The 13,213-nt window shown below is 74.6% G+C and carries 13 protein-coding genes; 8 read left to right on the forward strand and 5 right to left on the reverse strand.

Translation table 11 applies throughout. The features are described from left to right. Positions 1–22 precede the first annotated feature (22 nt). From AB0E77_RS27795 to AB0E77_RS27810, 4 genes are all read left to right on the forward strand, one after another. The gene (locus AB0E77_RS27795; protein WP_361575568.1) at positions 23–1,327 is read left to right on the forward strand and encodes an alpha/beta fold hydrolase; all 1,305 of its coding nucleotides are present in this window, start codon (positions 23–25) and stop codon (positions 1,325–1,327) included. 93 nt (positions 1,328–1,420) lie between these two features. Further along, a complete protein-coding gene (locus AB0E77_RS27800) occupies positions 1,421–2,164 on the forward strand; it encodes a PIG-L deacetylase family protein (RefSeq protein WP_361575571.1) in 744 nt (247 codons plus the stop codon). Positions 2,165–2,169: 5 nt separating this feature from the next. Then, entirely contained in the window at positions 2,170–3,060 is an 891-nt protein-coding gene (locus AB0E77_RS27805) for a sigma-70 family RNA polymerase sigma factor (protein WP_361575573.1), read from the forward strand. A gap of 51 nt (positions 3,061–3,111) precedes the next feature. Further along, positions 3,112–3,954 carry a pentapeptide repeat-containing protein gene (locus tag AB0E77_RS27810; RefSeq protein ID WP_361575576.1) on the forward strand — a complete coding sequence of 281 codons (843 nt, stop codon included), beginning with the start codon at positions 3,112–3,114 and terminating at the stop codon, positions 3,952–3,954. On the opposite strand, the gene AB0E77_RS27815 is transcribed toward AB0E77_RS27810, so the two are convergent. Further along, positions 3,916–5,454: a cytochrome P450 gene (locus AB0E77_RS27815; protein ID WP_361575579.1), complete on the reverse strand. Its 1,539-nt coding sequence runs from the start codon at positions 5,452–5,454 to the stop codon at positions 3,916–3,918. The genes AB0E77_RS27810 and AB0E77_RS27815 overlap by 39 nt on opposite strands. Positions 5,455–5,562: 108 nt before the next feature. Here AB0E77_RS27815 and AB0E77_RS27820 point away from each other — a divergent pair, with 108 nt between their 5' ends. Together AB0E77_RS27820 and AB0E77_RS27825 are read left to right on the forward strand one after the other, a co-directional pair. Beyond that, complete coding sequence (locus AB0E77_RS27820; RefSeq protein WP_361575582.1) at positions 5,563–6,171, forward strand: TetR/AcrR family transcriptional regulator; 609 nt, start codon at positions 5,563–5,565, stop codon at positions 6,169–6,171. A 147-nt stretch (positions 6,172–6,318) separates the two neighbouring features. Continuing rightward, positions 6,319–7,044, forward strand: coding sequence for a DUF2470 domain-containing protein (locus AB0E77_RS27825; protein WP_361575811.1), 726 nt, complete (start codon positions 6,319–6,321; stop codon positions 7,042–7,044). Here AB0E77_RS27825 and AB0E77_RS27830 read toward each other — a convergent pair. From AB0E77_RS27830 to AB0E77_RS27845, 4 genes are all read right to left on the reverse strand, one after another. Continuing rightward, positions 7,012–8,217 carry a lactonase family protein gene (locus AB0E77_RS27830; RefSeq protein WP_361575585.1) on the reverse strand — a complete coding sequence of 402 codons (1,206 nt, stop codon included), beginning with the start codon at positions 8,215–8,217 and terminating at the stop codon, positions 7,012–7,014. The two genes, AB0E77_RS27825 and AB0E77_RS27830, sit on opposite strands and share 33 nt — an antisense overlap. Positions 8,218–8,257: 40 nt before the next feature. Continuing rightward, positions 8,258–9,313, reverse strand: a complete 1,056-nt coding sequence (locus tag AB0E77_RS27835; RefSeq protein ID WP_361575588.1) for a hypothetical protein — start codon at positions 9,311–9,313, stop codon at positions 8,258–8,260. Positions 9,314–9,387: 74 nt separating this feature from the next. Continuing rightward, the gene (locus AB0E77_RS27840; RefSeq protein ID WP_361575591.1) at positions 9,388–10,650 is read right to left on the reverse strand and encodes an FUSC family protein; all 1,263 of its coding nucleotides are present in this window, start codon (positions 10,648–10,650) and stop codon (positions 9,388–9,390) included. Between the two features lie 123 nt (positions 10,651–10,773). Continuing rightward, positions 10,774–11,268 (reverse strand): FBP domain-containing protein, encoded by a 495-nt coding sequence (locus AB0E77_RS27845; RefSeq protein WP_361575594.1) that lies wholly within the window; start codon positions 11,266–11,268, stop codon positions 10,774–10,776. A 238-nt stretch (positions 11,269–11,506) separates the two neighbouring features. On the opposite strand from AB0E77_RS27845, the gene AB0E77_RS27850 reads away from it, so the two are divergent. Further along, positions 11,507–12,796, forward strand: coding sequence for an ROK family transcriptional regulator (locus tag AB0E77_RS27850; protein WP_361575597.1), 1,290 nt, complete (start codon positions 11,507–11,509; stop codon positions 12,794–12,796). Positions 12,797–12,870: 74 nt separating this feature from the next. Continuing rightward, positions 12,871–13,209 carry a hypothetical protein gene (locus tag AB0E77_RS27855; protein WP_361575600.1) on the forward strand — a complete coding sequence of 113 codons (339 nt, stop codon included), beginning with the start codon at positions 12,871–12,873 and terminating at the stop codon, positions 13,207–13,209. The last annotated feature ends 4 nt before the right edge of the window (positions 13,210–13,213 follow it).

Here is a 13,213-nt window from a genome sequence, read left to right on the forward strand (position 1 = left end):
CCCCTCCGTCCCGGGAGCCCCGTTGAGCGCCAGTTACCGCCAGCCCGGCGTCGTCCTCACCGACCGCCGATTCACCGTGCCCCTCGACCACGCCGACCCCTCGGGGGAGACGATCGAGCTGTACGCCCGCGAGGCCGTCGCGAGCGACCAGGCGCACCGGGACGACCTGCCGTGGCTGGTGTACCTCCAGGGCGGCCCCGGCTTCGGGGCGAACCGTTTCATCGGCCGGCCCGCCTGGTTCGGCCGGGCCCTCAAGGAGTACCGGGTCCTCCTCCTCGACCAGCGCGGCACCGGCGCCTCCACCCCCGCCAACCGCCAGACGCTGCCGCTGCGCGGCGGCCCCGCCGAGCAGGCCGACTACCTCACCCACTTCCGCGCCGACTCCATCGTCCGCGACTGCGAGGCCATCCGTCCCCAGGTCACCGGCGGCGCCCCCTGGACCGTCCTCGGCCAGAGCTTCGGCGGCTTCTGCACCGTCGCCTACCTCTCGCTCGCCCCCGAGGGCCTGCACACCGCCCTGATCACCGGCGGCCTGCCCTCCCTGGACGCCCACGCCGACGACGTCTACCGGGCCGCCTACCCCCGCATCGAGCGCAAGGTCGTCGCGCACTACGCCCGCTACCCCCAGGACATCGAGCGCGCCCGCCGCATCGCCGACCACCTGCTCACCCACGACGTGGTCCTGCCGAACGGCTACCGACTCACCGTCGAGGCCTTCCAGTCCCTCGGCATCCTCCTCGGCGGCAGCGAGGGCAGCCACCGCCTGCACTTCCTGCTGGAGGACGCCTTCGTGCGCACCCCGCACGGCACCGAGCTGTCCGACGCCTTCCAGGAAGAGGTCCAGGGCCTGCTGTCGTACGCCGGCCACCCGCTGTACGCCCTCGTCCACGAGGCGATCTACGAACAGGACGCACGCCCCACGAACTGGTCCGCCGAGCGGGTCCGCGCCGAGTTCCCGCGCTTCGACGCCGCCAAGGCCCTCGCGGGCGACGAACCGCTGCTGTTCACCGGCGAGTCGATCCACCCCTGGATGTTCGACTGCGACCCGGCGCTGCGCCCGCTGCGCGAGACCGCCGAACTGCTCGCCGCCCGCACCGACTGGACACCTCTGTACGACCCCGCGCGCCTCGCCGCCAACGAGGTGCCGGCCGCCGCGGCCGTCTACCACGACGACATGTACGTCGACACCGCCCACGCGCTCGCCACCGCCCGGAGCATCCGGGGCCTGCGCACCTGGGTCACCGACGAGTTCGAGCACGACGGCGTGCGGGCCGGCGGCCCCCGCGTCCTGGACCGGCTGCTGGCCCTGGCCCGCGACGAGGCCTGACGTCCGGGGCCCTGCCACCCGCTCGCGCCACACGCCCGCGGCGGTGTCCGGCCACCGGGGTGCGAGGCCCTCGCCACGGGCTAGTGTGCGGGCATGACGGAGCCGACGATCACGCAACTGGAGCCCATGCCCGGCGACTGGCGGCGCGCCCTCGCCGTCGTCGCCCACCCGGACGACCTGGAGTACGGCTGCTCGGCGGCGATCGCCGCCTGGACCGACGAGGGCCGCGAGGTCGCCTACGTCCTCGCCACCCGCGGCGAGGCCGGCATCGACACCCTGGCGCCCGGTGAGTGCGCCGCCCTGCGGGAGCGGGAGCAGCGGGCGAGCGCGGCCGTCGTCGGGGTGAGCGAGGTGGAGTTCCTCGACCACCGGGACGGCGTCGTCGAGTACGGCGTCGCCCTGCGCCGGGACATCGCCGCCGCGATCCGCCGGCACCGGCCCGAACTGGTCGTCACGCTCAACCACCGGGACACCTGGGGCGGGGTCGCCTGGAACACCCCGGACCACGTCGCCGTCGGCCGGGCCACGCTCGACGCGGCGGGCGACGCCGGCAACCGGTGGATCTTCCCCGAGCTGACCGAGCAGGGCCTCGAACCGTGGGACGGGGTCCGCTGGGTCGCCGTCGCGGGCTCCGCCACGCCCACCCACGCCGTGGACGCCACCGCCGGCCTCGAGCGCGCGGTCCGCTCACTGCTCGAACACCGCACCTACATCGAGGTGCTGACCGAGGAGGACCCGGAGGCGTACGCCCGCGGCTTCCTGACCCGCACCGCGCAGGAGACGGGCCGGCGGTTCGGGGACCGGCCCGCGGTCGCCTTCGAGCTGTTCGCACGGTGACGCGGATGACCGGCGACACCGAGCTGGCCGAGCGTTTCGAGGAGCACCGGGGACAGCTCAGGGCGGTCGCCTACCGCATGCTCGGTTCCCTGGCCGAGGCGGAGGACGCCGTCCAGGAGGCCTGGCTGCGCCTGGGCCGCACCGACGCGGACAGCATCGACAACCTCGGCGCCTGGCTCACCACCGTGACCGGCCGGATCTGCCTGGACCTGCTGCGCTCGCGCACCGCGCGCCGCGAGCAGCCGATGGACGAGACCTTCGTCCCCGACCTGCTGATCGGGCCCCTGACGGCGGACGACCCGGAGCAGCAGGCGCTGCACGACGACTCGGTCGGCGTGGCCCTGCTCGTCGTGCTCGACCGGCTCGAGCCCGACGAGCGGCTCGCGTTCGTGCTGCACGACATGTTCGCCGTGCCCTTCGACGACCTCGCCCCGGTCGTGGAGCGCAGCCCCGCCGCCACCCGGCAGCTGGCCTCCCGTGCTCGCCGCCGGGTCCGCGACGCCGGCCCGCCCGCCGAACCCGACCTCGGCCGGCAGCGGGAGGCGCTGGACGCCTTCCAGGCCGCCGCGCGGGGCGGCGACTTCGAGGCGCTGGTCGCCGTCCTCCACCCGCAGGTGGTCCTGCGGGCCGACGCGGGCACCCTGGTGCGCGGCATCGCCGGGTCGAAGGCGCTGCGGGGCGCGCAGGCCGTGGCCGAGTCGGCGCTCATGTTCGCGCGGTACAACGCGCGGGCGCGGATGGTCCGGGTCAACGACTCGCTCGGCCTGGTGAGCGTGGTCGACGGCCGCCCCCAGTCGGTCCTGACCGTCACCGTCGCCGACGGCCGCATCACCGGCCTGTACATCCTGGCCGACCCGGCCAGGCTGGCCGGCCTGGAGCTGCCGGACGAGGACTGACCCCGCCGGGGGCCGGAACCGCCCCTGCGGGGTGGCCGGCCCCCGTTCCGTATGCTGAACGCCATGCGGGAACGAGAGACCGGCCGGGCGGAACTGCGCGGTGACTGCGAGAACTGCTTCGGGCTGTGCTGCGTGGCGCTGCCCTTCACGCGGTCGGCCGACTTCGCGGTGGACAAGGCCGCCGGCACCCCCTGCGGCAACCTCGGCGCGGACAGCCGGTGCGGGATCCACGCGCGGCTGCGGACCGAGGGCTTCACCGGCTGCACGGTCTACGACTGCTTCGGCGCCGGGCAGCGGGTCTCCCAGGTCACCTTCGGGGGACAGGACTGGCGCACCGGCCCGCCCGGACGGGCCCGCCTCATGTTCGAGGTGTTCCCGGTCGTGCGCCAACTGCACGAGCTGCTCTGGTACCTGACCGAGGCGCTGACCCTGCCCGCGGCCCGGCCCGTCCACGCCGACCTGCGCCGAGTGCTGGCCGAGACCGAACGGCTCACCGCCGCGGGCCCCGAGGAACTGGCCGCCCTGGACGTCGCCGCGCACCGGCAGCGGGTCAACGTGCTCCTGCTGCGCACCAGCGAACTGATGCGGGCCGGGGCGCGCGGCAGGAAGAAGAACCGCCGGGGCGCCGACCTCATGGGCGCCCGTCTCAAGGGCGCCGACCTGCGCGGGGCCGATCTGCGCGGCGCCTACCTCATCGCCGCCGACCTCACCGGCGCCGATCTGCGGGGCGCGGACCTGATCGGCGCCGACCTGCGCGATGCCGACCTGACGGACGCGGACCTCACGGGCGCCTTCTTCCTCACCCAGCCGCAGCTCACCGCGGCCCGCGGCAGCGCCGGCACCAGGCTGCCGGGGTCACTGAGCCGTCCGGTGCACTGGACAACGGTCCTCTGAGGCAGCGGCCTTCGCCCCGGGCTCCCGCACCGCGGGTTCCGGCACCGCGGTGCGCCGCTCCAGCCGCAGCCGCAGCCCCTCCGGCATCAGCGTCAGCCGCTCGGTCACCCGCAGCCGGTAGTCCGGCTCGGGCCGCAGCTCGTAGCGGCGCAGCAGCAGCCCGAGCACGAGCGTGGCCTCGTGCAGCGCGAACTGCCGCCCGATGCAGGCCCGCGCGCCCGTCCCGAACGGCTTGAAGGTGTGCGGTGCGCGGCCCCGTACGGCCTTCGCGTCGAAGCGGTCCGGATCGAACCGTTCCGCGTCCGGCCCCCACACGTCGGGATCGCGGTGCAGCATCCCGGTGAGGACCAGCGCCCAGGCGCCGCGCCGCATCGGATACGTGCCGTCCAGCACCGTGTCCCGCAGCGCCTCCCGTGCGAAGGCGGGCGCCGTCGGCCACAGCCGCAGCGACTCGTCCAGCACCCGGCGCACGTAACGCAGCTTGGCCACCTGCTCGTAGCCGGGCGTCTCGGTGCCGCCCCAGACGCGGTCGACCTCGGCCCGGGCGCGGGCGGCGACCTCGGGGTGCCGGGCGAGATAGTGCAGCGCGAAGGAGAGCGCGCCCGAGGTGGTCTCGTGGCCGGCCACCAGGAAGGTGATGACCTGACGGCGCACGTTCTCCGACGAGAGGCGCTCGCCGGTCTCCGGGTGGGCCGTCTCCAGCATCCGGTCGAGCAGGTCCCCGTCGCCGCCACCGCCGGCGGCGCGGCGCGCGCTGACCAGGTCGTCGACCGTGCGGTTCAGATAGGCGATGTCGGCCGTGTTGCGGCGGCTCGCGCGCCGCAGCAGCCACGGCGCGAGCGGTGCGGGCACGGTGTTGAGGCGCTGCGCGTAGGTGAGCGTGCCCACCATCGCCTCCACGAAGGGATGGAGCCGGGGGCGTTCGAACGAGCCGAAGTCGTGCCCGAACCCGGTGCGCGCGATCGTCTCCAGCGTCAGCTTCGTCATGTCGCCGGGCACGTCCACCGTGCGTCCGGAGGCCTCGGCCCCGTCCCAGTGGGCCGTCAGGCGTCCCGCCACGTCCAGCATCATGAGGTGGTAGCCGGCCATCGCCTCCCGGCTGAACCCGGGCGCCAGGACATCGTGCGCGAGCTGCCAGTTGGGCTCGTGGTTGTACGCCGTGAACAGCCCGTCCCCGGCGACCGGCCGCAGGTTGGCCACGCCGAGGCCCACGTGCTTGCCGAAGCGCGACTCGTCCGCCAGGTCGGCGGCGAGCCGGGCACCCCACACGAACACGAACTCCTTGCCGAAGGCGCGCCGCCGGAAGATCGGCCCCAGCCGGCGCGCGTAGCGCAGCGAGTCCTGCATCGGCGTGCGCGGGCCGGCTCCGACCACGTCCCCGAGCAGGGGGAGCCGGTACGGGGGGTGCGGGATGCGGTCCAGCTCGGGCCAGCCCAGCTCGGCGCTGCGAAATCCCTTCGGCAGCCCGTCCGCGGCCGTCTCCGTCCTCGTCTGAGCCATGACGCGATCTCCCTTGACATGGCGCCGTGTTCGAGCGTGTTGTACGTGGATTCAATAGCGGCCCCAGTGTCGTCCCGTTGTTGAACCGGCGTCAAGTAGAGTGCGGGCATGCCCGCGAACCAGGGTGAGCGCACGCGCCGCCGGCTCAGCACCGAGGAGCGCAGGGAGCAGCTGCTGTCGGTGGGGGCGCGGCTGTTCTCCGAGAGTCCCTACGACGACGTGTGGATCGAGCGGGTCGCCGAGATCGCCGGGGTCTCGCGCGGTCTGCTGTACCACTACTTCCCGGCCAAACGGGACTTCTTCGCCGCGGTCGTCGAGCGCGAGAGCGAGCGCATGCTGCGGATGACGGCGGCCGTGCCCGGCGTCCCGGTCCGCGAGCAGCTCACCGCGGGCCTCGACGCCTACCTGGAGTACGTCCGGGAACACGCGCACGGCTACCGCGCCTTCCACCGTGCCGACGCGACGGGGGACCAGGCCGTGCGCCGGGTGTACCGGAGGGCGCTGGCGGCGCAGGAGCGGCAGATCCTCGCCGCCCTGGCCGCCGACCCGGAGTTCGGCCCCGCCTTCGAGGAGCGGGCCGACGTGCGGCTGGCGGTGCGCGGCTGGCTGGCGTTCACCACCGCGGTCTGCCTGGAGTGGCTGCGGGATCCGCGGCCGGCCCGGGAGCAGGTGCGCGACCTGTGCGCGCGGGCCCTGCTGGGCGCGATCACGCCGTAGGCGGCGCGTTCCGCCGTGGCGTGCGCCCGGTCCACGCCCCCTCCGTGCGCGGAAAGGTCACGTAAAGATCACACGTCCTGGTTGGCGCGCACCCTGATCTCCGATAAGTTAGGCAAGCCTTACCTAATGGAGATGACGGAGGATGGAATGGGTGACCACCACACCTGGACGGCCGCGCCCGCCGCGGCGGAGCAGGCCCGTTCCGTGCTCGCCGCCGCATGGTCCTGCGCGGTGACCGCGGAGGGCGGCCGCGAGGAGTTCGTCGGCGCGCACACCGTGGCCGAGGACGGCCGCGTGCTGCTGCACCTGCCCGAGGACAGCGCCCTGCACGCGGCGGCCCTCTTCGCGCCCCGCGGCGAGCCGTCCGCCGTGCTGGAGTTCGCCGACGTGGCGCCCGTCCCGGTGCGCAACCGCATCCGCGCCCGGCTCTGGCTCGCCGGGTGGTTCACCGCGGACGACGGCCACCTGGCGTTCCGGCCCACGCGTGTGGTGCTGCGGCAGCCGTCCGGCGCCGTGGTGGTCGGCTGCGACGAGTTCGCCGCCGCCGCGCCCGACCCGCTGGCCGCCGCCGAGGCCCGGCTGCTGACCCACCTCGCCGACTGTCAGGGCGACGCGGTGGAACGGCTCACCCGGCTCGTCGACGCCGGCAGCCTGCACGGCGCCGTCCGGGTCCGCCCCCTCGCCGTCGACCGGCACGGACTGACGCTGCGCATCGAGCGTGCCCGCACCCACGGCGACGTACGGCTGCCGTTCCACGCGCCCGCCGACGACGTCGCACAGCTCACCGAACGCATGCATGTGCTGCTCGCGCAGGCGAGCGCTGCCGACTGCCCCCGCGCGCTACAGCGGCAGCGCGCAGACGGCGACGGGTGAGGCGAACGGCTCCCCGGTGAGACGCAGTCCGCCGGTCTCCGCGGACACGTGGAACACGCTCACCGTGCCGGACCTCTGGTTCGCCGCGAACAGCAGTCCGCCGTCCGGGGAGAACGCGATCTGCCGGGGGAAGTCCCCGCCCACCGGCACCGTGTCCAGCAGCCGCAGCTCCGCCCCGCCCGCCGCCACGGCGTAGCGGGTGATGCTGTCGTGGCCCCGGTTGGCGAGAAAGGCGTACGAACCGTCCGCGGTGACCAGGAGCTGCGCCGGGTAACTGGTGCCCGCCCCCGTGCCGGTGGACTGCGGCTCGCCGACGGTGAGGCGCCCGGTGCCCGGATCGAAGGCGCATACCGCGACCGTGTTGTCGGCCTCGTTGGCGAGATAGGCGTGCCGCCCGCCGGGGTGGAAGGCCAGATGGCGCGGTCCGGCGCCCGGCCGGGTGCGCGCCCGGGAGACCTCCGCGAGCGTGCCCGCCTGCTCGTCCAGGCGGTAGGTGTACACGGTGTCCGTGCCCAGGTCGACGGCGAGGACATGGCCTCCGTCCGGACTCGTGACCACCTGGTGTGCGTGCGGGCCCTCCTGCCCGGGGCCGGGCGGGGGAGCGGAGTGGGTGACCAGGCCGGTCCGCTCGCCCAGCGCGCCGGATGCGTCCACCGGGTGCACGGCGACGCTGCCCGAGCCGTAGTTCGCGCTGAGCAGCCACCGCCCGCTCGGATGCACCGACAGATGACAGGGCGCGGAGCCGCCGGTGCTCCGGCTCCCCAGGACCACGCGGTCGGACAGGCGTACGGCGGTCACGGCGCCGTCCTCCCGCTCGCTGACCGCGTACAGCGTGTGTCCGGCGGGGTGCACCGCCAGGAACGACGGATCCGCCACGCCGGTGACCGTGCCCCGGCCGGTGATCCGGCCCGTGCGGGCGTCGTACCCGGCCAGGCCGATGCCCCGGCCGCCGCCCTCGGCCGACGTGTACGTCCCCAGGTACAGCGGGCGCGGACCGGACCCGGAGTGCTCCCGGCCCGGGGCGCCGCCGCTCGCCGCGGACGCCCCGGGGGTGGCCGCGGATCCGGAGTCCTGCGCGTCGTCGCAGGCCGTCGCCGCCGGGAGCGCCGCCGCGGCGGCCGCCCGGGCGAGGAACGCGCCGAACCGGCGCCTGTTCCAGCCGCCACCGCTCATGCGCACCCCAGCCCGTCGGTCCGTCCCGTCCGCACCGTGTCTACCAGTCGCCGTCCTGCACCGGTGCCCCCGGGGCGTCCCCGAGGGGAGTGATCTGCTGCGGGCCGGGCTGCTGCCAGGGCTCGTGGTCGTCGCCGATCCACTCGCCGACCGGCTTGACGTCCCGGAGCGGATCGGTCGGCGCCAGGTCCTCGGCGTCCTGGTCGTAGTAGTCGAACCAGGGCAGACCCGCCCGGGTGTACGCCGCCCGGTCCACGGGGGACGGCGGCGGCGCCTCGCCGGTGATCCGCCGCCACTCGGGCGGCGTCACCAGATGCACGAAGACGCGGCCCGCCGGCCGCTCGGCCCAGTCCGTCAGGCGCCGCTCGTCCCGGTAGACCTCCTGCCGCATGGACCCGCCGACGCCCAGTCCCATGGCGGGCGCGGACCGCCCGCGGGCCGCACCCGCGGGCGCAGGGGCCGCGCCGGGAGCGGCCGGCGCCGCCATCGGCATCGGGGCCCCGTAGGCCGCGGGCGGCCGGGGTCCCCGGGCGCGCAGCGCCTCGGCCCGGCGCCGCTCCTCCTCGCGCCAGCGGGCCAGCTCCCGGTCGTTGAGCGTGAAGGCCTGCAACTGCACGCCGCCCCACACCTCCTCGCCCGTCACCTGGCCCTCCACGGTCGCGCCCAGGCCCAGCGGGACCGCCACGAACTGGCGCACCGTGCCCGTCCCGGAGTTGATGCCGTCCAGCCAGGGCTGCCGCGGGAGCACCACGTAGTTCTGGGGGTCGCGGGACAGCCGGTCGCTCCACGGTTTCCCCGACACCGCGCACACCTTGCCCACCCCGACCTGGAGTGCGGCGGGCTCGGCGGTGCCGGCGAAGCTCAGCCACATGGCCTCGCGCAGATACACCGGCAGCATCACGCCGCCGCGCGCCCGCCAGGCCTCGGGCACGGTGTCCGCATGATCGGCGACCCGGCGGACCGGGAACTCGCCGAGCCCCGGCGGCAGCGGGTGCGTGCCCGTCTCGGGCAGCCGCAGGGTGCGGACGAACCGCACCGCCGCACCGCCCGGCAGCCGCAGGGTGTTCCCTTCGATCCGCACGCTCGTTCTGGTCATCCGTACGCCCCCTCTTCGTCCAGCCGGGCCCTCGCCCGTCCGCGTCCGTCCGTGCCCGTCGCCCCGGACGTCCGTCACCGAGAACGACGGCCGGGGCCCCCGCGGTTCCGGCGCCGCCGTGTCAGCTTGCGCAGCCGCTCCCACGTCCGCATCAGCCGAGGGCGCCGCTCGCGCTGCTCCCGGGTGTGCCGGTCCAGTTCCTCCAGCAGCCGGCGCGAGCGGTGCTCGGTGTCCATCTCGTCGATGATGCGGTTGACCTCGGTCAGCACCGCCCCGTGCAACTGCCACTGCCGGGCGTCGCGCTGGACCCCGTCCAGCAGCAGCTGGGCGAGCTTGTCCCGGGTGACCGCGGCCTGGTGCAGCTCGGCGCTCAGCCGTTCCTCCGCCGACTCGGCGTTCTCGCTGGCACTCGTCGTCACCAGCACCGAGAAGCTGACCACGGCGTCGGCGATCTCGGACAGCAGCTGCTGGATGGCCGCGCCCGTCTCCGGCGCGAACAGGGGATCCGGCTCGCGCTCCTTCGCGAGGTCGGTGAAGGTGCGCGCCAGGACCCGCAGCACCACCGTGCAGATCTCCAGCGTGTCCAGACCGGTGCGCAGCACCACCCGGTGCAGCAGGCCCTCCCGGACGCGCGGATTCAGCCGCAGACTGTCCTCGGCCTGCCGCAGATCCTCGTCCACCTCGGCGATGTCGTGGTCGAGGCGGCGGGCCTCGTGCAGCCGGGCAGCCGCCTCGTGGAACGGCGTGGCGCCCGCCGCCTCCTCGCCCATGCGCAGCATCAGCTGCCGCACCCGCCGTGCCAGACCCTCGATCGACTCCCCGGCCTGCTCCACCCAGACCGGGGGAGCGAAGAGCAGGTTGAAGACCAGTCCGACGACCGCGCCGATCAGCGTCTCCACCACGCGGGCCCACGCCAGGCTCCCGTGCGAGGTCACCCCGAGGACCAGCATCGCGCTGATCGCCACCTCGGCCACGAACTCGTGCGCCCGCACCAGATGTCCGACGCCCAGCGCCGCCACGATCAGCAGCGCGAGGCTCCACCAGCTCAGCCCCACCACCGCACTGAAGACGATGGCGACCAGGACGCCGGCCACCACCGCGTTCACGCGCCGGACGCTCATCTTCAGCGTGGCGTACAGGGTGACCTGGACGACCAGCAGCGCGGTCAGGGGCGCGGTGAGCGGCGCCGCCGACTTGTCGGGGGACAGCCGCACCGCGATCACATAGGCGATCGACGCCGCCGCGGCCGAGCGCAGCGCCTGCACGACCATGGGGTCCTTCGCCAGGCGTTTCGCCTCGCGCTTCGCGGACCCCGCCGCCTCACGTACATCCAGCATCCTCGGGCTGTTCCCTTTCCCCGGGCGCATCGAACGCATCCGGACAGACGGTAACCGGACGCAGGGGGTCAAAACGCCTCTCACGCGCCGGGGTGCCGCCCGATGGTGCCGGGGGCGGAGGGGTCAGCCGGTGATCTTGGCGAGGAAGGCCGACAAATGGTCCGTGGTGCGGGCGATCTGCTCCTCCAGGGTCAGGCTCTCCTCGAAGCGGGCACCGGTCTCCGGCAGCTTCTTCCCGCGCAGATACAGGGAACACGCCAGGTCGGTGCACATGTACAGGCCGACCGAATTGCCCTCGCGGCCGGCCGGGCCCGCCTTGCGCGCGGTCATCAGGGACACGCCGCCCCGCGCATGGGTGGTCAGGCACAGCGAGCACATGCTGCGCTGGAAGTAGCCGCTCCGGGCCTGCTGGAAGCGCAGCGCGACACCGACGAGGCGCTCACCCTGTTCGGTGACCAGATAGCTGCGGTCGGGCGCTCCGGGGTCGCGCCAGCCGAGGAAGTCGAGATCCTCCCACGGGCGCTCGTCGAGGTCGCGGGGGACGGCCAGCCGCTTCGCCTCGCCCTTGGAGCAGTTGACGAAGGAGTCGCGGATGTCCCGCTCGGTGAGTGTTCTCATGGGAAGCCCCGGGGTGTGATCGTCGGTCCGGTGAAGGTGAACCTAGGGGTCCTAGGTTTCTGCCTAGCGTAGATAGCCGGGCGGGGTTGAGGCCAATGGATTTCCCGTGCGGCGGCCCGAGTGCCGGACGAAGGCGGGTCGGCGTCGCAGTTCACAGCCTGAATTAAGGGGAGAGGAAAGTCGCGGGCGGCGGGCCGGGAGAGGTATGTTGCTGGTCGGGCACGGCGGGAGGAGCCAAATGGCGGGGCGGAACGGGCGCACGGTGCGCGACCTCAGGCGGGCCAACCGTACGGCCGTGCTGCAGCGGCTCTACTTCGACGGGCCGCTCAGCCGCTTCGAGCTGGGCCCCGCGACCGGGCTGAGCTCGGGCTCGGTCAGCAACGTCGTCGCCGACCTGGTCGCCGACGGGCTGGTGGAGGAGGCCGGCAGCGTCGACTCCGACGGCGGCAGGCCCCGCACTTTGCTGCGCGTCGCGCCCGGCAGCGGCCACATGATCGGCGTGGACGTCGGCGAGACCAGGGTGCGCGTCGAGCTGTTCGACCTGACCCTCACCGAGCTCGCCCGCGCCGAACGCCCGCTGACCCAGCAGCGCTACGAGGTCGAGGTCATCGTCGACCACATCCGCGAGGGCGTCGCCGAGGTGCTGGCCGCCGCCCGCCTCGCCCCCGAGCGGCTGCTCGGCGTGGGCATCGGCGTCCCGGGCATCGTCGAGCACACCCCCGAGCGCGGCGCCGTCGTCCACGGCCAGACCATCGGCTGGGACGCCGTACCGCTCGAGGCCCTGCTCCGCGCCGGCTCCCCGCTGCCCGACACCGTCCCGTACTTCATCGACAACGGCGCCAAGACCCTCGGCCAGGCCGAGATGTGGTTCGGCGCCGGGCGCGGCGCCCGCAACGCGATCGTCGTGCTCTTCGGCTCCGGCGTCGGCGCCTGCCTCGTCACCCCCGAGGTCGAACACGGCCGCGCGGTCGAATGGGGGCATCTGACGGTCCGGGTCAGGGGGCGCCGCTGCCGCTGCGGCGCGCTCGGCTGCCTGGAGGCCTACGCGGGCGCCGAGTCCCTGCTGGCCCGCTGGCGCGAGGAGGGCGGCCGGGTGCCCGAGGGCACCGACGAGGAGACGGCCCTGACCTCCCTGCTGGCCGCCGCCCACCCGCCCGACGGCGGCGCCGCCGACCCGGTCGCCCTCGCCGTCCTCGAGGAGACCGCCGAGTATCTGGGCGCCGGCCTGTCCGACCTGATCAACCTGTTCCAGCCCGAGCGCATCCTCATCGGCGGCTGGGCCGGCCTCCAGCTCGGCACCCGCTTCCTGCCCGCCGTACGCCGCCACGCGGTGTCGTACGCGCTGCGTCACCCCGCCCAGAAGGTGACCGTCGACCTGGGGCGGCTCGGCCCGGACGCGGTCACCGTCGGCGCCGCGATCCTGCCGCTGGCCGATTTCTTCGCCCGGGGCGGCCGTCGCCCCGAGCCGGAGCCCGAGAACCCCCTGCCCGCCTGGCGCACGGCCCTGGACGAACGGGCGCCGCACTGAGGTTTCGCCGTCCGCCGCCGGAGGTACCCGACCTCGCCCGTACGACCCGGCGAAGCCACCGGAGGGAGAGCGCCGTGACCGACCACCGCCTCGAAGGACCGGGCGAGAACGGCACTCCCGTGCCGCGGGACCTGCCGGACCAGCAGGCCGGCGCCGGCGAGGACCCCTGGGAGGCGGCCGCCACCCGTGCGAGGCCCGCGCCCGCCGCCGCCGAGGACGCCGAGGACTCCGAAGACTCCCCTGACCCTGGAGCGGCCGACCGGGACGCGCCGGCGGACGCCGAGGGCACCGACGTCCCCGACGCCGACACAGACGTCCCCGACACGGACGAGGCCGGGACGGGCCGCAGGGGCGCACCGCAGTCGGGCAACGTGCATCCCGAGCACCCCGTACCCGACGAGTCGTCCGGCTGAGGCC

It is taken from the genome of Streptomyces sp. NPDC032940 (assembly GCF_040636935.1).
Taxonomy (GTDB): domain Bacteria; phylum Actinomycetota; class Actinomycetes; order Streptomycetales; family Streptomycetaceae; genus Streptomyces.

Excerpts from the sequence above, each read along its gene's own strand:
- AB0E77_RS27805 (WP_361575573.1), top strand. The coding sequence starts at position 2,170 with ATGACCGGCGACACCGAGCTGGCCGAGCGTTTCGAGGAGCACCGGGGA.
- AB0E77_RS27810 (WP_361575576.1), top strand. The coding sequence starts at position 3,112 with ATGCTGAACGCCATGCGGGAACGAGAGACCGGCCGGGCGGAACTGCGC.
- AB0E77_RS27800 (WP_361575571.1), top strand. The coding sequence starts at position 1,421 with ATGACGGAGCCGACGATCACGCAACTGGAGCCCATGCCCGGCGACTGG.
- AB0E77_RS27815 (WP_361575579.1), bottom strand. The coding sequence starts at position 5,454 with ATGGCTCAGACGAGGACGGAGACGGCCGCGGACGGGCTGCCGAAGGGA.
- AB0E77_RS27835 (WP_361575588.1), bottom strand. The coding sequence starts at position 9,313 with ATGACCAGAACGAGCGTGCGGATCGAAGGGAACACCCTGCGGCTGCCG.
- AB0E77_RS27825 (WP_361575811.1), top strand. The coding sequence starts at position 6,319 with ATGGGTGACCACCACACCTGGACGGCCGCGCCCGCCGCGGCGGAGCAG.
- AB0E77_RS27820 (WP_361575582.1), top strand. The coding sequence starts at position 5,563 with ATGCCCGCGAACCAGGGTGAGCGCACGCGCCGCCGGCTCAGCACCGAG.
- AB0E77_RS27830 (WP_361575585.1), bottom strand. The coding sequence starts at position 8,217 with ATGAGCGGTGGCGGCTGGAACAGGCGCCGGTTCGGCGCGTTCCTCGCC.
- AB0E77_RS27845 (WP_361575594.1), bottom strand. The coding sequence starts at position 11,268 with ATGAGAACACTCACCGAGCGGGACATCCGCGACTCCTTCGTCAACTGC.
- AB0E77_RS27840 (WP_361575591.1), bottom strand. The coding sequence starts at position 10,650 with ATGCTGGATGTACGTGAGGCGGCGGGGTCCGCGAAGCGCGAGGCGAAA.
- AB0E77_RS27850 (WP_361575597.1), top strand. The coding sequence starts at position 11,507 with ATGGCGGGGCGGAACGGGCGCACGGTGCGCGACCTCAGGCGGGCCAAC.